Source organism: Nonomuraea maritima (assembly GCF_900100395.1).
Taxonomy (GTDB): domain Bacteria; phylum Actinomycetota; class Actinomycetes; order Streptosporangiales; family Streptosporangiaceae; genus Nonomuraea; species Nonomuraea maritima.
Map to the genome: position 1 here is coordinate 221,403 of NZ_FNFB01000008.1, position 22,124 is coordinate 243,526.

Sequence of the window (22,124 nt, forward strand, 5' to 3'; positions counted from 1 at the left end):
ACCATGAAGGACGTCACATGAACCTGGGAGCTCCGGAGATCATTCTGATCCTGGTGGCATTGGTGCTGCTCTTCGGCGCCAAGAAGCTGCCGGACCTCGCCCGTGGCGTCGGACGGTCACTGCGCATCTTCAAGGCGGAGACCAGCAAGATGGCCGCAGACGACGACGAGAGGCCCACCGTCGTGCAGGCTCAGGCCCAGCCGCAGCCCGCGCAGCCGCAGGAGATCCCCGCCGCGCCGGAGGTCTCGGTCGAGGAGCAGGCGCGACTGCTGGAGGAGCAGGCCGCCCGGTTGCGCGCGAGTGCCAAGGCCGACAAGCGTTCCTGACCCGACTCCCTGACCCCCTGGACTGCTGATGGCGCTGCTGAAGAAGTCGGGCCCAAAGCGGGAGCCGGACCCGGAAGGCCGCATGCCGCTCATGGAGCACCTGCGCGAGCTGCGCAACCGGTTGCTCATCGCGCTCGCGGCCGTGGCCGTTGGCCTGATCATCGGGTGGATCCTGTCCACCCCGGTGTGGGAGCTGCTCAAGGAGCCCTACTGTTCGACGGCCCAGTCGCATCAGCTCAACGGCAGGTGCAGCCTCACCTACAACGGCATCTTCTCGTCGTTCTTCATCACGCTGAAAGTGTCGCTGATGGTCGGCCTGGTGGCGTCGTCGCCGGTCTGGCTCTACCAGCTCTGGGCGTTCGTCACGCCCGCCCTCTATCGCACCGAGAAGCGTTACACGCTGACCTTCCTCGCGCTCGCCATCCCGCTGTTCGCGCTCGGCGCCGGGCTCGCCTACTTCATCATGGACACGAGCTTGGCGTTCCTGCTGAGCTTCTCGCTGGACGACACGGTCGCGACCATCTCGATCGACGACTATCTCAACTACGTCCTGATCATGATGTTGATCTTCGGGGTGTCGTTCGAGCTGCCGCTGCTGATGGTCTTCCTCAACATCATCGGGGTGCTGTCGCGCGCCACGGTCGCCAAGCACCGGCGGCTGGTCATCTTCCTGATGTTCGTGTTCGGCGCCGTGATCACGCCCGGCGGCGACCCGTTCACGATGATGGCGCTGGCGGCGCCGATGATCCTGTTGTTCATGGCGGCCGAGTTCGTCATGTACCTGCGCGAGAGGAACCGTCCGCAGGGCGAGTTCGGTGACCTGGCCGACGACGAGGCCTCGCCGCTGGCCGACGACACCACGCCGGTCGACGATCTGGCCCCGCCGGCCGACGAGCCCGAGGCCGACAGGCGCTGACAGGGGGCATTCCCGAACCGGCCGATAGGCGATAGGTTCCGGGCGTGTCCCCCCAACTGGTTCTGCTCGTCAACCCCACCGCGCGCGGCGGTCGTACGCTGCGCCTGCTCGATCCGGTGGCCCGCCGGTTGCGCGCCGGCGGCGCCGAACTGTCGGTGATCGTCGGCGCCGACCCGGCCGACGCCCTGGAGCGCGCCTGCACCGCCGTGGCCGAGCGGCCCGACGCGCTCGTGGCCTTCGGCGGCGACGGCCTCGTCCACCTGGCCGTCCAGGCCGTGGCCGGCACCGACGTGCCGCTCGGCATCATCCCGGCCGGCACCGGCAACGACATCGCGACCGCGCTCGGCGTGCCCGCCAAGGACCCGATCGCCGCCGCCCGGTCGGTGCTGCGGATGAAGTCGCGTCCGGTCGACGCCGTGAGCGTGCGTACGGGCGAGGGCGAGGAGCTGTTCGCCGGGGTGCTGTGCGCGGGGTTCGACTCGCGGGTCAACGAGCGGGCCAACCGGCGCACGTGGCCGCCGGGGCAGGGCCGCTACCTGGTGGCGATGGCCGAGGAGCTGCGTTCGTTCCGGCCGGTCCCGTTCCGGGTGACGTTCGACGGTGAGGAGGTCGTCGAGCGGGAGGCCATGCTGGTGGCGGTGGCCAACACCGGTTCGTACGGGGCCGGCATGCGGGTGTGCCCCGGTGCGGAGCCCGACGACGGCCTGATCGACGTGGTGATGCTGGAGGCGGTCTCGAAGGCCGAGTTCCTGCGGGTGTTCCCGAGCGTCTACCGGGGCACGCACGTCGGCCACCGGGCCGTGTCGGTGCGGCGGGCGCGCAGCGTGCGGGTGGAGGCGCCGGACGTGGTCGCCTACGCCGACGGCGAGCGGGTGGGCGCGGTTCCGGTGGACTGCGAGGTACGGCCCGGCGTGCTGCGGGTGATCTCCTGAACCCCGAAATCTACAACGTAAAGGCGCCCGCCGGGGGGACCGACCGGAATGACGATTTCGGTAGGCTGACGGCTATGACAACGCCAGCGGAACGCTACGCGGCCTTCCGTCAGAAGCACCAGAACGACGGCGCCGCACTCGAATCGTTCCGAGGTCTCTACGACTTCGAGCTGGACGACTTCCAACTGGACGCCTGCCGCGCGCTGGAGGCCGGAGACGGCGTGCTCGTGGCGGCGCCGACCGGGTCCGGCAAGACGGTGGTGGGCGAGTTCGCCGTCCACCTGGCCCTGGAACAGGGCCTGAAGTGCTTCTACACCACCCCCATCAAGGCGCTGTCCAACCAGAAGTACAACGACCTGGTCAAACGGTACGGCACCGCCAAGGTCGGCCTGCTGACGGGCGACAACAGCGTCAACGGCGAGGCGCCCATCGTGGTCATGACCACCGAGGTGCTGCGCAACATGCTCTACGCCGGCTCGGCCACGCTGGCCGGGCTGGGCTTCGCCGTGATGGACGAGGTCCACTACCTGGCCGACCGCTTCCGCGGCGCGGTGTGGGAAGAGGTCATCATCCACCTGCCCGACTCGGTGCGGCTGGTGGCGCTGTCGGCCACGGTGAGCAACGCCGAGGAGTTCGGCGAGTGGCTGGGCGACGTGCGCGGCGACACCACGGTGATCGTCGACGAGCACCGGCCGGTGCCGCTGTGGCAGCACATGATGGTGGGCAACCGCATCTACGACATCTTCGTGAACGACGACCTGACGCCGCGGGTCAACCCGACGCTCATGCGGGTGACCCGCGACGCCGAGCGGCTGACGGCCGGGCGGGGCAGGCGCGGCTACGGCAGGCCGCAGCGCTCGCGGCCGCCCGACCGGGCGCAGATCATCGACAAGCTCGACGGCGAGGGGCTGCTGCCGGCGATCACGTTCATCTTCTCCCGCGCCGGCTGCGACGCGGCCGTGCAGCAGTGCCTGTACGCGGGCATCCGGCTCACCGACGACCGTGAGCGCCACACCATCCGCCAGCTCGTCGACGAGCGCACCGCGCACCTGCCCGACGAGGACCTCGCCGTGCTCGGCTACCTGGAGTGGCGCGAGTGCCTGGAGCGCGGCCTTGCCGCCCACCACGCGGGCATGCTGCCGGCCTTCAAGGAGGTCGTCGAGGAGCTGTTCACGCTGGGGCTGGTCAAGGCGGTGTTCGCCACCGAGACGCTGGCGCTGGGCATCAACATGCCGGCCCGCAGCGTGGTGATCGAGAAGCTCGACAAGTGGAACGGCGAGACGCACGCCGACCTGACGCCGGGGGAGTACACCCAGCTCACCGGGCGGGCCGGGCGGCGCGGCATCGACGTCGAGGGCCACGCCGTGGTGCTGTGGCAGCCGGGCATGGACCCGCTGTCGGTGGCGGGGCTGGCCGGCACGCGTACGTACCCGCTGCGGTCGAGTTTCCAGCCGTCGTACAACATGGCGGTCAACCTGGTCGGGCAGTTCGGGCGCGAGCGGACGCGGACGCTGCTGGAGGAGTCGTTCGCGCAGTTCCAGGCCGACCGGGCGGTCGTGGGCCTGGCCAAGCAGCTGCGCAAGCACGAGGAGGCGCTGGAGGGCTACAAGGAGGCGATGACCTGCCACCTGGGCGACTTCGCCGAATACGCCGAGCTGCGCCGCCGCCTGTCCGACCGGGAGGCGGAGCTGTCGCGGCAGCGGGGCGCCGCGCGGCGGGCCGCGGCGGTGCGGTCGCTGGAGGCGCTGGAGCCGGGCGACGTCATCAGGGTGCCGGGCGGGCGGCGCGCGGGCCTGGCGATCGTGCTCGACCCGGGCCGCAACCCGCGCGGCCGGGTCGCGGGCGGGCCGAGCCCGCTGGTGCTGACGATCGGCAAGCAGGTCAAGAAGCTCGACCCGGCCGACTTCCCGGTGCCGGTCGAGCCGCTGGAGAAGGTGCGGATCCCGAAGAACTTCAACGGCCGCTCGCCGAAGGAGCGGGCGAACCTCGTCTCGACCCTGCTGGCCAAGATGGGCGACCGTGATCTCGGCAAGCCGCTCAGGGTGCGCGACCACGCGGTGGAGGACGACGAGGTCAACGAGCTGCGCCGGCGCATCAGGCAGCATCCGTGCCAGGGCTGCGACGAGCGGGAGGACCACGCCCGCTGGGGCGAGCGCTACTACAAGCTGCTGCGCGAGACCGAAGGGCTGCGCCGCCGCGTCGAGGGCCGCTCCCATGTCATCTCGCGGACGTTCGACCGCATCTGCACGGTGCTGGAGCAGCTCGGCTACCTCGACGGCGAGGCGGTCACCGACGAGGGGCGCCGGCTGGGCCGTCTCTACACCGAGCTCGACCTGCTCACCGCGGAATGCCTGCGGCAGGGCCTGTGGGAGGCTCTCGAGCCGGCCGAGCTGGCGGCGTGCGTGTCGGCGCTGGTGTTCGAGTCGCGGGCGGCCGACGACGCCCGCCGTCCGAAGATCCCGGCCGGGCGGGCCCAGGACGCGCTGACGGCGATGGTGCGGCTGTGGGGCGAGCTGGAGGGCATCGAGTCCGACCACGGGCTGTCCACGATCCGCGAGCCCGACCTGGGGTTCGCGTGGGCGGCGTTCCGCTGGACCAAGGGTCACAGCCTCGACGCGGTGCTGATGGACGGCGTGAACGGCAACGAGCTGGCGGCCGGTGACTTCGTCCGCTGGATCAAGCAGCTGATGGACCTGCTCGGGCAGCTCGGCAACGCGGCCGCGGAGGGCAGCAAGGTCCGGCAGACCGCCAACAAGGCGATCGACGCGATGCGGCGTGGCGTGGTGGCGTACTCGTCGCTGAACTGAGCGTTCATCGCCGTCGGCCCTCCCCGTCGATCGACGGGGAGGGCTGACGTGTTTTTCCGCCAGGTTTCCGGGCCGGGAGCGTGACGGGTGATGCTGGCGGTGAGAAGCATCCATGACGCGCGCTTGGCGCTCCCATGGGTCTTTACTCATTTGCATCGCATTTAACAGTGGTGCTCAACTGCCTGTCGCGTCTGGGGAGGCCAGTCAAGTCTCTCTGAAATCACCAGTTATCAGCTGCTTTGGTGCCATTCGGGTGCTAATGTCCGTTTTGTGCAAGTCCGTCAACGGGGGAGGAAAGATGGCTGGCACGCGATTCTCCAAGATTGGTTTCCAGCAGGGATGGGGCTGCCGTAGGAGGCGTCGTTGGCGCCGGTGCTGCTACGTTCCCGTCAGGTGGTGGGGGTGCTGCTAGATAGCCCCCGTGAGGGCCGGCGGTCCGTCCGCCGGCTCTCATTGAACGTTTCCGGCCGGGAACTCGCGCCGGCGATTTCCATTCGCCGTACATTTCGCGAGTTCTGGCCGGACACTCGCGGATTGCGCCGGCTGTTCGCGGCCGGAGTGGTGTTCGCTATTCTCGCCGCGCTCTGCGAAGTGGTCGCGATCCGCCTGTTCGGGCACATCACCGACGAGGTGCTGACGACCCGGGAATTGGACGCCTTCTGGGTGCCCGCCTTCATCTGGCTCGGGCTCGCCGCGATCGCCGGGGCGGCGTCGTTCGGCGGGACCTACCTCACCGCGCTGGGCGCCGAACGGTTCCTGCTGGGCCTGCGCGACCGCGTGTACGCGCACATCCAGACGCTCGCGCCGGAGTTCTCGGAGAAGCGCCGGCTGGGCGACCTGATGGCGCGGCTGACCGACGACGTGGAGGCCATCGAGGAGTTGGTCGGGTCAGGGCTCGTCCGGCTCATCACCACGTCCGCCAGCGTGGTGTTCTTCGCAGGAGCGGCCTTCCTCATCCGCTGGGACCTGGCGTTGATCACGATGGCGCTGATCCCGTTGTTCCTGGTGGTCTCGAAGGTCTTCGCGTCCCGGTTCAGGGTCGCGGCGGCGCGCGAGCGCAGGAGTAACGGCGCCATGAACAGCGTCCTGGAGGAGGGGCTGGCCAACCAGCCGCTCGTGCAGGCCTACAACCGGCAGGGCGCCGAGTCGCGGCGCCTGCACGACGAGGGGCAGGGCTGGCTGCGCGCCAACATGACGCAGGCCTGGCTGTCCGGCCTGTACGGGCCCGCCGTGCAGGTCATCGAGACGGTCTGCCTGATCGTCATCCTCGGCTTCGGCGCGTGGGAGATCGCGTCCGGCCGGCTGACGATCGGCGGTCTGCTCGCCTTCGCGGCCTACCTGGCCATGCTGTACCCGGCCGTGCAGAGCCTGGGACAGCTGGCCCTGACGGTCTCCGAGGCGGCGGCCGGCTCCGACCGGGTCATCGAGATCCTGTCGAGCAAGCCGGGCGTCACCGACGCCGACGACGCCGTCGACGCGGGCCGGACCAGCGGCAGGATCGAGTTCGACCGGGTCGGCTTCGCCTATCCGGGACGCAACCGGCCGGTGCTGCGCGACCTGTCGTTCACCGCCGGGCCCGGCGAGGTCGTGGTGTTCAGCGGGCCGAGCGGCGCGGGCAAGTCGACGCTGGTCAAGCTGCTGCTGCGGTTCTACGACCCGGACCACGGCCGCATCCTGCTGGACGGCATCGACCTCAGGCGCCTGACCCGGCGGTCGCTGCGCGAGAACGTCACCGTGCTCCACCAGGAGACGCTGATGTTCTCGGGCACCGTACGCGACAACATCGCCTACGCCCGTCCCGACGCCACGATCGACGAGGTGATGAAGGCGGCGGAGACCGCGGGCGTGCACGAGTTCGCCAAGGCGCTGCCGCAGGGGTACGAGACCCCGGTCGGCCAGCGCGGACGGCTGCTGTCCGGCGGGCAGCGGCAGCGGATCGCGATCGCGCGGGCCATCCTGCGTGACGCGCCGGTGCTGGTGCTCGACGAGCCGATGACGGGTCTCGACGCGGCCACCGCCGCCCAGGTGATGCGGCCGCTGCAGCGCCTCATGGCCGGGCGGACGACGCTGCTCATCACGCACGACATGCGGTACGTGCCGGAGAACGCGCGCGTGGTCGAGATCGAGCCGGTCAGGCAGCGGGATCGGATCCGGCTGAAGAGGGCCGGCGTCCCGTTCCACCCGTTCCGTGGCAACAACTGCAAGAGGCCCTGAGGGGTTTCCACACGACACCCGTCCGATGGCTTTCGTCCATCGGACGGGTGTCGTGTGGTGTCAGGGGCTGTTTGTCCGAAGATTCCGTCGATAGAATTCGACAGATTTCTCCGTTTTTCCGGAAGCGGGTGTCATGGGCGACGACCACGGCGTTGCCAGGCCACTGCGCGCTGACGCTCGCCGCAACCGCGAGCGGGTGTTGCAGGTCGCGCGGGAGGCCATGTCAGGGGGCGGGCTCACCGTCTCCTTCCACGAGATCGCCCGGCGGGCCGGCGTCGGCGTCGGCATCGTCCACCGGCACTTCCCCACCAAGGAGGCCCTGGTCGAGGCGGTGACGCTGGCCCGAGCCGCCGACCTCGTGGCCGACGCGCACGCGCTCGCCACCGCTGAGGACGCGGGCGCGGCGTTCTTCGGCTGGTTCCGCCGGGTCGCCGAACGCGCCTCCGCCGACCAGGCGCTGCGCGACCTGCTCGACGGGGCCGGCACCAGGCTGGAGAACGACCTCGTGGCCGCGCTCGGCCCGCTCCTAGCCAGGGCCCAGCGGGTCGGGGCGGTACGTGGTGATCTCGCCCCCGAGGACGTACGCGACCTGCTGCGGGGTTGCCTGGCGGCCGAGCGGTGGGCGCGCGGCAGGGGCCGCGCGGGCCGGTTGACCGAGACCGTCTGTGACGGGATGCGCCCGCGCCCGAGCTAGGAGGACAGGGTGAAGCGGACCTCGCGGGTGGCGGGGTCGGCCTGGGCCAGGCGGACCACGACCTGCTCGCCCAAGGGGAGGTCGCCGTCGCAGCGGGCGATGACGGCGGGGTCGTTGATCTGCACCTGGCCGCCCCCGCGCCGCCCGTCCACGTCGATCACCACGGCCTCGAACGCCTGCCCGATCCGGTCGCGCAGCAGGAACGCCTCCGCCAGGTCGACGCACGCGCGCTCGACCGCGCCTGCCCGCCGTCCTGAGCCGGACATCAGGCCGGGCAGCGGCGCCAGCGCCGCCCGCACATCGGAAGGCACCGGCTCGCCCGCCGCGACCGCGAGGCACACCTCGGTCGCGTACCGGTCGACCAGGCGCCGCAGCGGCGCCGTGACGTGCGCGTACGGCGCCGCCACCGCCGCGTGCTCGGCCATCCGGGGCGGCGCGCCGTCGAAGGCCACGTAACCGGCGCCGCGCAGCAGCACCTTCGACTCGTGCAGGAACGCCGCCTGCTGGGCGTTCTTCGGGTCGAGGTCGTGCACGACCGTGCCGTAGGAGGCGCCGTCGGGCCAGGGGACGTCGAGCGCCCGCGCCAGCCGGCGCACCGTGTCCAGGTCGGCGGGCCGCGGCCGGGGCAGCACCCGCAGCACCCCGACCTCGGCGTCGAGCATCATCGTGGCCGCGGCCATGCCGGTCAGCAGCGAGATCTGCGCGTTCCACGTCTCGGCGGGCAGCGGCAGCCGGAACTCCAGCCGGTAGCGTCCGCCGTGGTGCACCACCTCCTGCTCGGGGACGGGCAGGGTGACGCCGCCGCGTGCGCGTTCGAGGTCGAGGCGCAACCGGCCGATCTCGGCCAGCAGCGCGAGGACGCCGTCGGCGGTGCCCGTGTCGACGGCCGCCTGCACGTAGGCGTAGTCGAGCCGCTCGCGGCTGCGGACGAGGGCGCGCCGGACGTCGGCGCCCACGGTGCGGCCGTCGGCGTCGAGGTCGACGCACCACACCGCGGCCGGCCGCACGGCGCCGGGCAGCAGGCTGGCGGCGCCCTCCGACAGCACCGGGGGATGCAGCGGCACCCGGCCCATCGGCAGGTAGACGGTCTCCCCGCGGGTGCGGGCCTCGGCGTCGATCACGCCGCCGGGCCGTACGAACGCGCCGACGTCGGCGATCGCGTACCAGACGCGGTAGCCGGCGCGCAGCCGTTCCAGGTGGAGGGCCTGGTCGAGGTCCATCGAGCCGGGCGGGTCGATCGTGACGAACGGCACGTCGGTCAGGTCGGTCGCCGGCAGCCGCGGCACCCGCGCCACCCAGGCGGCCTCGTCGAGGACGGGCTGGGGGAAACCGTCGGGCAGCCGGTGTTCCCGCTCGATGCGCCGGAACCCGTCCGCCCATTTCAGGGGGATCGGCTCGGGGACCGCAATGGTGGGCACGCCGGACAACTTACCGGCGTCGCGCTCCGGCCGGGAGGGCGGTGCCGCTCATTCGTACTGCTCGGCGCGGCCTTCGCGCCAGTACCCCATGAAGGCGACGGAACGGCGGTCGACGCCGCGTTCGGCGACCAGGTGGCGGCGCAGCAGCTTGATGACGCCGGCCTCGCCCGCCAGCCACGCGTACAGCGGGCCGTGCGGGGAGGCGTCCTCCTGCGGCACCTCCCACAGCTCCACCGCGTCGACGTCCAGGTCCTCGAACGTGTCGTCGGCGGGCGCGGGCTGCGACGGCAGGAGGCGGCCGGCGGCGGCCCGGACGGCGGGGATCAGGGCCTCGCCGCGTGGGGCGCCGTTCCTGGCCAGCCAGGTCACCTTGACCGGCGCGTCCGTCAGCACCGGCCACTGGTCGTCGTCGCAGGGCACCTCCATGACCACCTCGCCGGCCAGCCAGGACGGCAGCCGCTCGAGGATGGCGCAGATGGCGGGCACCGCGGTCTCGTCGCCGGCGATCAGCACGCAGCCGGTGCCCTCGGGCGGGTGGAACTCGACGCCGCCGTGCGTCCCCTCGAAGCCGGCGTCCGGGCCGAGCAGCGCGGCGGCGTCGCCGGGCCGCACGCTCTCCGCCCACCGGGCGGCGGGGCCGCCGTCGGGGTGCAGGACGATGTCGACGTCCACCTCGCGCGCCTCGGGGCGGACCAGGCGGGCGGTGTAGGTGCGCATCGGGTTGCGCCTGCCGTCGTCGAGCGCCCGCCACTCGTGGAACCAGCCGGCGCCGGTCGGCAGGTGACGCAGGCCGTGCTGCGGCACCGGGAGGAACAGCTTGATCCGCTGGTCGAAGCCGTTGTCGGCGAACAGGTGCAGGTCGTCGCCGGTGAAGGTGACGCGCAGGAACGACGGGCTCAGCCGCTGGAGCCGGTCCACGCGGACGTCGAACATGCGAAAGGGCTCGGTCATCCCCGAAATCTCCGATCAACGTTAGGTGAGCCTAACCTAACTGATCTCGGGGCGTTCGGCCAGCCCGGGTTCCAGGGCGGTGCCGTGATCAATCGCCGGCCTGGTTCCGGGAGTGCGGATCAGTCGGCCGGCCCGATCCAGGGGGTGCGGATCATGGAGTCCGGCGATAGCGTCGGGCGCGGGAAGCCGTTACGCGCCGGGTCCGGCGCACCGACGAAGGAGCCGATGTGTCCACCGTCATCCTCTCGGCCGCGGGTGCCGCACTGGTGCTCGACGTCTCCGCCCAGGGCCTGCCCCGCGTGCGCCACTTCGGCGCCGAACTGGGCTCCGCTCAGGATCAGGACCTGCTGCCGGTGCTCGCCGCGCCCGCGCCGCCGCTGCTGCCCGCCCAGGGCGACACCTGGTACGGCCGCCCTGGCCTGTCCGGCGTACGGGAGGGCGAGCACTGGCCGGTGCGGTGGACCCTGGAACGGCTGGACACCGACGCCACGCAGGGCGCGGGCGGCACGGTGACCGTCACGGCCGCCGACGAACGGGCCGGCCTGCGCCTGGTGAGCGAGCTGGTCATGGACGCGGGCGGCCTGGTGTCGCTGCGGCACACGCTGACCAACACCGCCGCCTCGCCGTACCGGCTCGGCGGGCTCGTGTGCGCGCTGCCGGTGCCCGGCCGGGCCGGTGAGCTGCTCGACTTCACCGGACGGTGGGCGCTGGAGAAGGTGCCGCAGCGCAGGGCGTTCGGGCAGGGCGTCTGGTCGCGGGAGAACCGGCGCGGGCGCACCGGCCATGACGGCACCGGCCTGCTGGTCGCCGGCACGCAGGGGTTCGGGTTCGGTTCCGGCGAGGTGTGGGCGGTGCACGCCGGGTGGAGCGGCAACCACGTTCACTACGCCGAACGCATGGCCGAGGGCGCCGCGCTGCTCGGCGCCGGCGAACTCCTCGACCCGGGCGAGGTGGTGCTCGGCGAGGGCGAGAGCTACACCACGCCGTGGGCGTACTTCTCCTGGTCGGGGGCCGGCCTCGACGACATGAGCGCCCGGCTGCACGCCCACCTGCGCGCCCGCCCCCTCCCCGCGCGGCCCGTCACGCTGAACAACTGGGAGGCCACCTACTTCGACCACGGTCTCGACCGGCTGCTGGAGCTGGCCGAACGGGCGGCGGCGGCCGGGATCGAGCGGTTCGTGCTCGACGACGGCTGGTTCCGCCACCGCCGCCACGACCGGGCGGGCCTCGGCGACTGGTACGTCGACGAGGGCGTGTGGCCCGGCGGCCTGCACCCGCTGGCCGACCGCGTCCGCAAGCTCGGCATGCAGTTCGGCCTGTGGTTCGAGCCCGAGATGGTCAACCCCGACTCCGACCTCGCCCGCGAGCACCCCGACTGGCTCCTCGCGCGTCCCGAGCGGATGCCGCCGCCGCACCGCAACCAGCAGGTGCTCGACCTCGCCCGGCCGGAGGTGTACGCGTACCTGCTGGAACGGCTCGACACCCTGGTCGGCGAGTACGCGCTCGACTACATCAAGTGGGACCACAACCGTGACCTCGCCGAGCCGGTGCACGACGGCGCGCCCGGCGTGCACGCGCAGACGCTGGCGACGTACCGGCTGCTGGACGAGCTGCGCCGCCGCCACCCCGGGCTCGAGATCGAGTCGTGCTCGTCGGGCGGCGCGCGCATCGACTACGGCATCCTCGCGCGCACCGACCGGGTGTGGACCTCCGACAGCAACGACGCCCTCGACCGGCAGGCGATCCAGCGCTGGACCGGGCTGCTCGTGCCGCCGGAGCGGATGGGAGCCCACGTCGGCGCGCCGCGCGACCACATCACCGGCCGGTCGCTGCCGCTGGCCTTCCGCGCGGCGACCGCGCTGTTCGGGCACATGGGCGTCGAGTGGGACCTGACCTCGGCGAGCGAGGCCGAGCTGGAGGAGCTGGCCGGCTGGATCGCGCTGCACAAGCGGCTGCGTCCGCTGCTGCACGCCGGGCGGGTCGTGCGGGCCGACCACCCCGACCCGTCGGCGCTGCTGCACGGCGTGGTGCTGCCCGACCGGGCGGTCTTCGCGTACGTGCAGCTGACCTCGCGGGTGACCGTGGGAGGCGAGCCGCTGCGGCTGCCGGGGCTCGACCCGCAGGCCGTGTACGAGGTGCGGGTCGCCGGCCCTGAGCCGGACGGGGCACGGCTGCCGGACTGGACGGGCGGGCCGGTGCGGCTTTCCGGCTCGGTCCTGGGCGAGCTGGGGCTGCCCGCTCCGTCGCTGCGTCCCGCGTCCGCGCTGCTGGTGGAGCTGCTACGGGTGTAGCTCGCAGATCTGGACGGCACGTCCCGCCGCGGAGGGCGGGACGTGTCGTCGTGCTGACCTCAGGCTCCGGGCGCAGCCGGAAACCGCCCGATCTGGAGGTGGGCAGCGTGTCGCCCGCTGCGGGGCTGAGGGTCATGTCCGGGACGGGAGGAGGTCGTGGCGGTCCAGCCAGCCGGCGATGGCTTTGCCGATGGCGTCCGGCTGGTCCTCGGGGGCCTGGTGGCCGGCGGGGCCGATGCCTTCGATCTCGAGGGCGGCGACGTTACGGCGGGCCCACTCCACGATCTCGGGGGAGGCGATACCGACACCGTCCTCGACCGTGAGGAGCAGTTTGGGTACCCGAGGGCTGGTGGCGAGCCATTCGCCGTAAGCGTCCATGCGCTCGGCCACATCGGCCGGTTCGCGGTCATAGGGGATCTCGCGCGGCCACTGGAGCAGCGGACGGCGGGACGCCGGGTCAGGGTAGGGCGCGCGGTAGACGTCGTGGTCCTGCGGGCTGAGGCCCGTCCTGATGGCGAACGGGTGTGGCAGGGCGTACTCGATGGCGGCGTGCTCCTCCAGCAGCAGCCGCTCGCCGAGACCGGGGGTGCGCAGCGCCTGGGAGTGCACGATCACGTCCTGCGGCAGCTCCGACCACATCTGCGGCCGCAGGAACGTCTCCAGGAGGGTGACGCCGCGCACCTGGCCGGGGTGCCGGGCGGCGCGGTCCATGGCCAGCGCGCCGCCCCAGTCGTGGCCGACCAGGACGACCTCCTCCAGCCCCATGACTTCGAACCACGCATCCAGGTAGCGGGCGTGGTCGGCGAAGCGGTAGCCGATGTCGGGCTTCCCGGAGGCCCCCATGCCGATCAGGTCGGGGGCCAGGACCCTGGCGCGATCGGCGACGTACGGGATGACGTTGCGCCAGATGTAGGACGAGGTGGGGCTGCCGTGCAGGAACACCACGGGCGACGTCCCCCGCCCGGTCTCCGTGTAGGTGATGTGGGAGTCCAAGACGGCGACAGTGTGCATGATCGTTGGTCCTTCGAACGAGTGGGTGCCTGGACTCTAGGTTCACACTCTCCCAACTGTCAACATCTCAACTATTTTCAGTGCAACCATCAGCTGCTAGCATTGCGCCAGGAGGTGAGGCTCGTGCCCGACCAGGCAGGAGGCGTCGTCGACGACGAGTCCGGACCGCTGCATGCGACCACCGGCCATCTGATGCGCCGCGTGTTCACCGCCATCACCGCTCATGCCGTGCAGGACGGGCCGCAGTCGCGGGAGTTCGTGGTGCTCGACATCCTCGCCGACGAGGACGCCCCCTCCCAGCAGGATCTCGCCCACCGGCTCGGCATCAACCGCACGATCATGGTCAGGCTGCTCGATCGGCTCCAGGAAGCGGGCCATGTCGTGCGCACCCGCAACCCGGCCAACCGCCGCACCTACGTGCTGTCACTGACCGAGGCGGGCCGCAGCGCCCTGGACGACATGCGCCGCGCCGTCGCCGACCGCGACGCCCGGCTCGCCGGCGCGCTCACCGAGCCCGAACGGCTGCGCCTCACCGAGCTGCTGACCAAGCTCGTCGCCGACGACGGCACCTCCGCCATCCGCAGCATCGAGCACCTGATCGCCCAGGCCCACTACCGGCTGCGCCGGCTCGGGGATCATCGGCTCGAGGCGTACGGCCTGCGCACCCGTCACTTCGCCCTGCTGCCCGCCCTCGACCGGCTCGGGCCCTGCCCGCAGGAGCAACTGGCCCGATATCTGCACCTGACAGAACCGGCCACCGCGTCACTCGTCGAGGAGCTGGTCAAGGCCAGCATCGTTTCCCGTGGCCAGGACCCGCACGACCGACGCCGCTATGCCCTTCAGCTCACCGACCTCGGCCGCGCCCGCATTCCCGCGGTGCGTGAAGCCATGGAGAGCATGGAACGCGACCTCGACGACCTCCTCGGCCCGGACGGCGCTCAAGAACTCCGTGACCTTCTTCCCAAGCTCCTGCCGTACGCGTAGGAGGGGCGTTCCCCCCGGCCACGACGGAGCATCGGGGGGCTGACCCACCGGCCCGTACGGCTGCCCGTCCAGCTCGGATGAGGGCAGCCGTACGGGCGCGGGTCAGGTGCGGTCCTTGACCCAGCGCTCCAGGCCGGCCGCGTCGATGGGCAGGGCGGACGAGAGGTTCTCGGCGCCGTCCTCGGTCACCAGCAGGTCGTCCTCGATCCGTACGCCGATCCCGCGCAGCTCGGGAGGGACCGTGCGGTCGTGGGCGTGGAAGTAGAGCCCCGGCTCGACGGTCAGCACCATGCCGGGCGCCATCGCCGCCCCGTGGTAGGCCTCCGGCCGTGACCGGTAGCAGTCGTGCACGTCGAGCCCCATGTGGTGGCCGACGCCGCAGACCAGGTAGCGGCGGTGGTGCTGGCCGGTGTCCGACAGCGCCTCGTCCACCGAGACAGGCAGCAGCCCCCAGTCGTGCAGGCCACGCGCGATGACCTCCATGCACGCGTGGTGGAAGGCGGTGAACGGCCGTCCGGGCGCCACCTCGGCCAGCCCGGCCAGGTGGGCCCGTTCGACCAGGTCGTACACCTGCCGCTGGGCCGCGGAGAAGGCGCCGGAGACGGGGAAGGTGCGGGTGACGTCGGCGGTGTAGTGGCTGCGGACCTCGACGCCCATGTCGAGCAGCAGCAGCTCGCCCTCCAGGACGGGGCCGTCGCAGCGCACCCAGTGCAGGGTGGGCGCGTGCGGGCCGCTGCCGACGATGGTCGCGTAGCCGGGGCCGTTGCCGTACGTCCTGGCATACCGGTCGAAGGTGCCCTGCAGCCAGCGCTCGCCGCCGCCCGCGACGGCGGCGGGCACCTCGGCCATTACCGCGGCGAACCCCTCGACCGTACGGTCGACGGCCTCGCGCAGCTGGGCGACCTCCCACTCGTCCTTGATCATGCGCAGCTCGGCCAGCACCTGCCCGAGCTCCGGCGACGGCTCCGGCCAGCCGGGGCCGACGAGCAGCGCGCCCTCGGGCGGCCCGGCGAACTCCCCGAGCGGCAGCACGGTGACGCCCAGTGCGGCCGACCACTCGGCGAGCGACGGGGACGGGCCCACCCACAACTCCCCGTAGAGCGGGTCGGAGAAGAAGCCGGCCTGGCCGGGCCGTAACGGCGGCGGCAGGTAGAGCGTGGCCTCGCCGTCCGCGACCACGGCCACCGCCTTCTCCTCGGCGCAGCCGGTCAGCCAGAAGAAGTCGCTGTTCACCCGGAAGTCGTAGGTGGTGTCGTAGCTGCGTACCGGCGCATGGCCCGCCGTGACGACGACCGTGCGGCCGGGCAGGGCCTCGGCCAGGCGGCGCCGGTGCGCGGCGGCGGCCTCGGCGGCGCCGGGGACCAGGTCGGGGGTGCGGGCGGGGGAGTCCCAGCCCTGCGCGATGTACTCGGTGAACGCGGGGATGTCCGCGAGCCTGGGCAGTTTGCCGTCACTCACCGGAGATTCCTCCTCCCATCTCACGCACGAGGCCGGCCAGCCGGGTGAACACCCGCTCGTCGTACACGCCGTCGTGCTCGTACTCGTTGGTGACCCACACCTTCGTGTTGCCCATCCGCGAGGCGGTGTCGAGCTGCAGGCCGGAGTCGACGTACATGTCGTCGAAGTAGACGGCCGCCGCCACCGGCACCTCGTTGGCCGCCAGGCGGTCGAGGTCGTACAGCGGCGGCCACGCGGGACGTTCGGCGAGCAGCTCGACGGCGGCGCGGAACGGGCGCAGCGCGCGGATCTCCTCGAACATCCAGGGGTACATCATCTCGCCGGTGAACAGCAGCGGCCTGGCGTCCTCGGCGAAGGCCGGGTGGCGGTCGCGCTCGCGCTGCGCCGCCCACGCGGTCGCGCCCGGCCCGGACCCGTAGATGCTCTCCTGCAGCGCGGCGAACAGCGGGTTGTCGGCGTAGGAGGAGCGGGTCAGCACCTGGTGCAGGAACGTGTCCGGCAGGGCGCCGCCCGCGTCGGGCACCGCCTCCTCCAGCAGCCAGTGCATCCGCTCGTAGCCGGGCTTCATGCCGAAGTCGATGCCCAGCGACTGCAGCCGCCGCACGGTGAGCACGTCGCCGTCGGGCAGCAGCACGTCGCCCTCGGCCAGCCGGTCGGCCAGCCGCCCCACCGTCTCGGCGTGGTGCGGGTAGCGGCGGTAGAACTCGGCGTTCTTGGCCGCGACGCGCGGATAGGTGCGCCGGTAGACCTCGGCGGCGTCGGGGTCGAGCGCGGGCAGCCCGCCGGTCACGTAGCAGGCGGTGAGCCCCTCGGGCGCCGCCGACAGGTAGCGCAGCGTGAGGAAGCCGCCGTAGCTCTGGCCGAGCGTCGACCAGCGCCGCCCGCCGAAGACGGTCGTGCGCAGGTGCTCGGCGTCGGCCACGATCGAGTCGGCGCGGAAGTGTGCCAGGTAGTCGGCGCCCTCCTTGGGGCCGAGCGCGCTCATCACCCGCCCGTCGATGCGCGAGCTGCGGCCCGTGCCGCGCTGGTCGAGCAGGATCACCCGGTACGTCTCCAGCGCGCGTCCCAGCCAGCCCGACCGGTCGAGGGGCCGGGGGCTCTTGCCGCCGGGGCCGCCCTGCAGGAAGAGCAGGCACGGCAGGTCGTCGCCGTCGCGGGCGGGGTCGACCACCTCGCGGGCGAAAACCTTGATCGTCTCCCTGGGGTCGGACCAGTCGAGCGGCACCTCCTCGACGTGCTCGCGCATCCGCAAGCCGGGAACGGTGTAGGTCGCGGTGATCAAAGTTCTCCTCCTGCGCGGGCGCCGGGCACGTACTCCGGCATCTCACATCCGTCACCGTCCCGCAAGGGCCGAAGCCGTCACCGGTGGACTGTGTGACATTGCACCGAACCCTAAGGCCGCCCCTTTCCCGGCGGCAAGACGTATCTCACGCGTCCCGCCGGGTGAAGGCGGCGACGGCCGCCCCGAGCAGACCGGCGGTCCACCCGGCCAGCACCGCCGCGCCCTGGACGGGGGTCAGCGCGTCCGGCGGCCCGGGGCGGAACATCCGCGCCCCGGCCAGGTCGGGCAGGTAGGCGGCGTACTCGGTGAGCGAGGCGAGCAGGGGCGAGACGACGAAGACGAGCGTGAGCACGCCGCCCAGCGCCACGAGCAGCCGTCTGACCAGCAGGGCGACCGCGAACGCGAGCGTGCCGACCAGCACCAGGTAGGCGGCCGCCGCCACCGGCACGCTCGCCCGCCCGGCGAGCAGGCAGGTCACCGCGGCGAACGGCACGGCGACCGCGAGGTAGGCGGCCAGCTTCCCCGCGACCAGCAGCACCCTGCCCGGTACGGCGACCAGGGAGGTGCCGGCGTGCTCGGCGGCCACGGTGAGCACGCCGAGCAGGATGAACCCGGCCTGCGCGTACGTGATCACCTGGACCGGCGTGGCGCCGGCCACGTACGCGAGCCCGGCGGCGACCGCGACCGTCGTGCCCACGGTGAGCGGCACGGCGGGCAGGCTGCGCAGCTTGACCAGTTCGGCGGCGAGGACCCGCCACGGGTGGTTCGTCACGCGTCCCGCCGGGTGAAGACGAGGGCGGCGACGGCGAGCAGCCCGGCCGTCCAGGCGAGCATCACCAGCCCGCCATGAACCGGGCCCTGTGCGGTGAACATCCGCGTCCCTGCCATGTCCGGCAGGTACGCCGCCAGGGGAGTGACCCGGGTCAGCAGGTGGGTGACGGACACGAACGAGGAGTTCACCACGAAGAAGACCATCGGCACGATCCCGCTCCTGGTGACCACGGTGACGGCCAAGGCGATCAGCGGCATCAGCATCCAGTAGACGACCGCCCCGGCGACCCGCGGGCCGAGCGCGTCCCAGGTGTGCCCGTGCTCGCCGAGTGCGGTCTGGGCCAGCCAGATCGTGGCCGGGATGACGACCACGGCGAGCGCGGCGGATACCCCGGCGAGCACGACCGCCTTGGCCAGCAGCAGCCTGCCGCGCCCCGGCACGGCGGTGAGGCTGGTCGTGATCTGCCGGCCGCCGCCGGAGTCCTTGCTGCCCCGCGTGTACTCGCTGCCGATGATGACGACGCCCAGCACGACCGGCCCGAGGACCGCGAAGGGGACGAGTTCGAAGCCGACGGTCAGCGTGGTCACGGTGCCGAGGACGCCGTCGCCGCCCGCGTCGAGCTGGGCCGCGAGCCGGCGCGCGGTCGACGTCCCGAGAGCGGGCATCGCCACGAGCGTGAGGCCGATCGCGACCAGCGCGGACGGCAGGGAGAGGAGTTTGCGCCACTCCGCGGCCACCGCGCTCATCGGCCCCGCTCCTCGGTGAGGGCGAAGAACGCGTCCTCGAGGGACGCGTGCCCGCCGACGACCTCCGGCACCGTCCCGCGGGCGACGACCCGGCCCGCGTCGATCACGACCAGGTCGTCCGCGGTCCCGGCGGTCTCGCCCATCAGGTGGCTGGACAGCAGCACCGTGCGCCCCTCGGCCGCGTACGCCCGCAGGAACCGGCGGATCCAGCGGATGCCCTCCGGGTCGAGCCCGTTGACCGGCTCGTCGAGGACCAGCACCTCCGGATCGCCCAGCAGCGCCGCCGCCAGGCCGAGCCGCCGTCCCGTTCCGAGGGAGTACGTCGAGACGCGCCGCCCCGCGACGTCCGCGAGCCCCACGAGGTCGAGCACCTCCTCCACCCGCGACCTCGGGATGCCGTTGCTGACGGCGAGCCAGGTCAGGTGGGCGCGCCCGCTCCGCGAGCCGTGGGCGCCGCCGCCGTCGAGCAGCGACCCCACCGTGCGCAAAGGGTTCCTGAGCTTCCGGTACGGACGGCCGCCGACCAGCGCCGTCCCCGCGTCGGGGACGTCGAGGCCGAGCAGCACGCGCAGGGTCGAGGACTTGCCCGCGCCGTTCGGGCCGAGGAACCCGGTCACCCGGCCGGGAGAGGCGGTGAAGCTCACGTCGTCCACGGCGACTTTCCCGCCGTGGCGCTTGGTGAGGCCGTTGAGTTCGATCACCGGTCCAGGGTGGCCGTCACCTCCCGCGGCGCGCATCGGCCAAAGGTTGACATCAGCGCAGGGACTCGACGAACCCCGACTCGTAGGCGAGGATGACCAGCTGCGTGCGGTCACGCACGCCCACCTTGACGAACAGCCTGCTGAGATACGTCTTGACCGTCGCCCGGCTGAGGAACAGCGCGGCGGCGATCTCCTCGTTCGACAGCCCCCGCACGATCGCGGCCACGACGTCGCGCTCGCGCTCGGTCAGCGCGTCGAACCGCGCCGCGCCGGTCCCCCGCGCGGGCCGCCGCTCGGCCAGCCCGGCGATCATGCGGCGGGTCACCTCGGGGGCGAGCATGGCGTCGCCCTCGTGGACGACGTGGATCGCCCGCACGATCTGCGCCGGCGGCGTGTTCTTCAGCAGGAAGCCCGCGGCTCCCGCGCGCAGCGCCTCGTAGACGTACTCGTCGAGGTCGAAGGTGGTGAGGACGACGACCCTGGTGGCGGGGTGCCGGGCGCAGATCGCGGCGGTCGCGGCCAGGCCGTCCGTGCCGGGCATGCGGATGTCCATCAGCACCACGCCGGGACGCAACCGGTCGGCGGCCGCCACCGCCTCCCCGCCGTCGCGCGCTTCTGCGACGGTGAGCAGCCCGGGGTCGCTGTCGACGAGTTCCCGCAGCGAGGCGCGCAGCAGATCGTCGTCCTCGGCGATGATCACGCTGACCCGATCAGGCATCGGCGGCCTCCTGCACGCGGACCGGGATCACCGCACGCACCCCGAACCCGCCGTCCGGCCGCGGCCCCGCGGTGAACGTGCCGCCGAGCAACTCGACCCGCTCGCGCAGGCCGATCAGCCCGTACCCGGGCGGGCCGTCACCCGTGCCGCCGCGCCCGTCGTCGTCGACCTCGACGTGGACCGCCCCGCCGCCGGTGACGCGCACGCGGCACCGCGCGCCCGGCGCGTGCCGGCCAACGTTGGTCAGGGCCTCCTGCACGACCCGGTACGCCGCCAGCCCCGCGCCAGGCGGCACGTCGGCGACGTCCGTCATCGTGAGCTCGACCGGCAGCCCGGCCTGCCGCGACCGCTCGACCAGGCCGGGGAGGTCCTGGACGCCGGGCCGCGGGCCGCGCTCGGCCCCGTCGTCCCCGTCGCGGACCGCGCGCAGCACGCCGCGCAGCTCGTCGAGCGCCCGCCTGCTCGCCGACTCGATGCGGGCGAGCCTGCCGCGCATCGCCTCGGCGTCACCGCCGACGTGCAGCGCCACCCCCGAGGTGATCGCGATCGTGCCCAGCGAGTGGGACACGACGTCGTGCACCTCCCTGATCACGCGCAGCCGCTCCTCGGCGACGGCGCGGTCCCGCTCGGCGCGGGTGGCCTGCTCGGCGGCGAGCCTGCCGTGCCGGACCTGGGCGCCGAGCGCCCACGCCGCCGCCGGCGCCGGCAGACTCGTCATCGCATAACGGGTCGCGGCCCCCGCCTCGGCGGGCCCCGCGAGGGCCAGCAGACCGATGCCCACGGCGACGACCACGGGCACCGACGGCAGGAACCTGCGACGGCCCCACCTGAGCGCCACGGGATACAGCGTCCAGGCCGCCGCGAGGAACGGGTCGTCCGTCACGCCCGCCACCGCGCCCGTGAGCGTGGCCGCGGCCACCAGGACGAACGCCGGCAGCGGCCACCACGACCTGAGCAGCATGCCGACGACCACGAGCGCGACCAGAGCCTGTGCCGGAGGGTCGGCCGGGAGCCAGAACACCAGGACGCACAGCAGCGCGGCCCCGAGGTCCTGGCCGACCGCGCCGGCCCGTCGAGGGGTGAAGAAGGCCATGCGCAGGACACTAACCGCCCGGCTCAGCGCTCGATGAGGGTCACTTCCAGGGAGTAGTGCGAGGCCCGGTAGACGTGCGAGCCGTGCTCGACGGCCCGGCCCTGGTCGTCGTACGTGGTGCGGATCATCGTCAGCAGCGGCGCGCCGCGCCGCTCCTCCAGCAGCCGCGCCTCCGTCTGCGTGGCCGCCCGCGCGCCGATGCGCTGGTTGGCCACCCGCATCCGTACGCCCGCCGCGCGCAGCAGCTCGTACAGGCCGCGGCCCTCGAGGTCGGCGGCGGTGAGCTGGGCGAGCGCCACCGGCAGCCAGTTGTGCAGCAGGGCGAGTGGCTCTCCGGCGGCGAAGCGCAGCCGCTCCAGGTAGAGGACGTCGGAGCCAGGCTCCACGCCGAGGATGCCCGCGACCCCCTCCTCCACCGGCCGCGGCTCCAGCGCGAGGACCTGCGTGGCCGGCTCCTGACCGGCCCGGCGCAGGTCGTCGTAGAGGCTCGTCAGCTCGACCGAGCGCTTGACCTGACCGTGCACCACCTGCGTGCCGACGCCGCGCTTGCGGACCAGCAGGCCCTTGTCGACCAGGTACTGGATCGCCTGGCGGATCGTCGGCCGCGACAGGCCCAGCTTGTCGGCGAGCAGGATCTCGTTGTCGAGCCGCGAACCGGGAGTCAGATCACCCCGCCTGATGGCCTCGGCGATCTGCTCGGCCACCTGGAAGTAGAGCGGCACTGGACTGGATCGGTCCAGGGCGATGGAGAGGTCCGCGGTCATGCTGATCAGCTTAACTGAGGTCATAATGTCCAGACAAATGCGTGTT

The 22,124-nt window shown here is 72.5% G+C and carries 19 protein-coding genes; 8 read left to right on the forward strand and 11 right to left on the reverse strand.

Annotated elements, in window-relative coordinates:
- The first annotated feature begins 17 nt into the window (after positions 1–17).
- The 6 genes from tatA (at position 18) to BLR04_RS16665 (ending at position 7,889) form a co-directional block, all read left to right on the forward strand.
- Entirely contained in the window at positions 18–326 is a 309-nt protein-coding gene (tatA, locus tag BLR04_RS16640) for a Sec-independent protein translocase subunit TatA (RefSeq protein ID WP_090765360.1), read from the forward strand.
- Between the two features lie 28 nt (positions 327–354).
- A complete protein-coding gene (tatC, locus tag BLR04_RS16645) occupies positions 355–1,242 on the forward strand; it encodes a twin-arginine translocase subunit TatC (protein WP_090765363.1) in 888 nt (295 codons plus the stop codon).
- A 44-nt stretch (positions 1,243–1,286) separates the two neighbouring features.
- Entirely contained in the window at positions 1,287–2,174 is an 888-nt protein-coding gene (locus tag BLR04_RS16650) for a diacylglycerol/lipid kinase family protein (RefSeq protein ID WP_090765582.1), read from the forward strand.
- Positions 2,175–2,248: 74 nt separating this feature from the next.
- Positions 2,249–4,981 carry a DEAD/DEAH box helicase gene (locus BLR04_RS16655; RefSeq protein ID WP_176903120.1) on the forward strand — a complete coding sequence of 911 codons (2,733 nt, stop codon included), beginning with the start codon at positions 2,249–2,251 and terminating at the stop codon, positions 4,979–4,981.
- Between the two features lie 534 nt (positions 4,982–5,515).
- Positions 5,516–7,195, forward strand: coding sequence for an ABC transporter ATP-binding protein (locus BLR04_RS16660; protein WP_245740289.1), 1,680 nt, complete (start codon positions 5,516–5,518; stop codon positions 7,193–7,195).
- A 133-nt stretch (positions 7,196–7,328) separates the two neighbouring features.
- Positions 7,329–7,889, forward strand: a complete 561-nt coding sequence (locus BLR04_RS16665; RefSeq protein WP_090765369.1) for a TetR/AcrR family transcriptional regulator — start codon at positions 7,329–7,331, stop codon at positions 7,887–7,889.
- On the opposite strand, the gene BLR04_RS16670 is transcribed toward BLR04_RS16665, so the two are convergent.
- A complete protein-coding gene (locus tag BLR04_RS16670) occupies positions 7,886–9,307 on the reverse strand; it encodes an RNB domain-containing ribonuclease (RefSeq protein WP_176903121.1) in 1,422 nt (473 codons plus the stop codon). The two genes, BLR04_RS16665 and BLR04_RS16670, sit on opposite strands and share 4 nt — an antisense overlap.
- A gap of 48 nt (positions 9,308–9,355) precedes the next feature.
- Positions 9,356–10,258 carry a siderophore-interacting protein gene (locus BLR04_RS16675; RefSeq protein ID WP_090765371.1) on the reverse strand — a complete coding sequence of 301 codons (903 nt, stop codon included), beginning with the start codon at positions 10,256–10,258 and terminating at the stop codon, positions 9,356–9,358.
- Between the two features lie 227 nt (positions 10,259–10,485).
- On the opposite strand from BLR04_RS16675, the gene BLR04_RS16680 reads away from it, so the two are divergent.
- Positions 10,486–12,549, forward strand: coding sequence for an alpha-galactosidase (locus BLR04_RS16680; protein WP_090765374.1), 2,064 nt, complete (start codon positions 10,486–10,488; stop codon positions 12,547–12,549).
- A 132-nt stretch (positions 12,550–12,681) separates the two neighbouring features.
- Here the strand turns inward: BLR04_RS16680 and BLR04_RS16685 are convergent, their stop codons facing one another.
- Positions 12,682–13,560 carry a haloalkane dehalogenase gene (locus tag BLR04_RS16685; RefSeq protein WP_090765376.1) on the reverse strand — a complete coding sequence of 293 codons (879 nt, stop codon included), beginning with the start codon at positions 13,558–13,560 and terminating at the stop codon, positions 12,682–12,684.
- 123 nt (positions 13,561–13,683) lie between these two features.
- On the opposite strand from BLR04_RS16685, the gene BLR04_RS16690 reads away from it, so the two are divergent.
- Positions 13,684–14,544, forward strand: a complete 861-nt coding sequence (locus tag BLR04_RS16690; RefSeq protein WP_245740290.1) for a MarR family winged helix-turn-helix transcriptional regulator — start codon at positions 13,684–13,686, stop codon at positions 14,542–14,544.
- A 102-nt stretch (positions 14,545–14,646) separates the two neighbouring features.
- On the opposite strand, the gene BLR04_RS16695 is transcribed toward BLR04_RS16690, so the two are convergent.
- The 8 genes from BLR04_RS16695 to BLR04_RS16730 form a co-directional block, all read right to left on the reverse strand.
- The gene (locus tag BLR04_RS16695) at positions 14,647–16,002 is read right to left on the reverse strand and encodes an aminopeptidase P family protein (RefSeq protein WP_090765378.1); all 1,356 of its coding nucleotides are present in this window, start codon (positions 16,000–16,002) and stop codon (positions 14,647–14,649) included.
- Entirely contained in the window at positions 15,995–17,284 is a 1,290-nt protein-coding gene (locus BLR04_RS16700; RefSeq protein ID WP_090765381.1) for an alpha/beta fold hydrolase, read from the reverse strand. The genes BLR04_RS16695 and BLR04_RS16700 overlap by 8 nt, the downstream gene beginning before the upstream one ends.
- Before the next feature lie 145 nt (positions 17,285–17,429).
- Complete coding sequence (locus tag BLR04_RS16705; protein ID WP_090765384.1) at positions 17,430–18,056, reverse strand: hypothetical protein; 627 nt, start codon at positions 18,054–18,056, stop codon at positions 17,430–17,432.
- Positions 18,053–18,802, reverse strand: a complete 750-nt coding sequence (locus BLR04_RS16710; protein WP_090765386.1) for a hypothetical protein — start codon at positions 18,800–18,802, stop codon at positions 18,053–18,055. The genes BLR04_RS16705 and BLR04_RS16710 overlap by 4 nt, the downstream gene beginning before the upstream one ends.
- Positions 18,799–19,503: an ABC transporter ATP-binding protein gene (locus BLR04_RS16715; RefSeq protein WP_090765389.1), complete on the reverse strand. Its 705-nt coding sequence runs from the start codon at positions 19,501–19,503 to the stop codon at positions 18,799–18,801. Before BLR04_RS16715 ends, BLR04_RS16710 begins: the two co-directional genes overlap by 4 nt.
- A 52-nt stretch (positions 19,504–19,555) precedes the next feature.
- Positions 19,556–20,221 (reverse strand): response regulator transcription factor, encoded by a 666-nt coding sequence (locus tag BLR04_RS16720; RefSeq protein WP_090765392.1) that lies wholly within the window; start codon positions 20,219–20,221, stop codon positions 19,556–19,558.
- Entirely contained in the window at positions 20,214–21,314 is a 1,101-nt protein-coding gene (locus BLR04_RS16725; protein ID WP_090765395.1) for a sensor histidine kinase, read from the reverse strand. The genes BLR04_RS16720 and BLR04_RS16725 overlap by 8 nt, the downstream gene beginning before the upstream one ends.
- A 23-nt stretch (positions 21,315–21,337) precedes the next feature.
- Positions 21,338–22,078, reverse strand: coding sequence for a GntR family transcriptional regulator (locus tag BLR04_RS16730; RefSeq protein ID WP_090765398.1), 741 nt, complete (start codon positions 22,076–22,078; stop codon positions 21,338–21,340).
- Between the last annotated feature and the right edge of the window lie 46 nt (positions 22,079–22,124).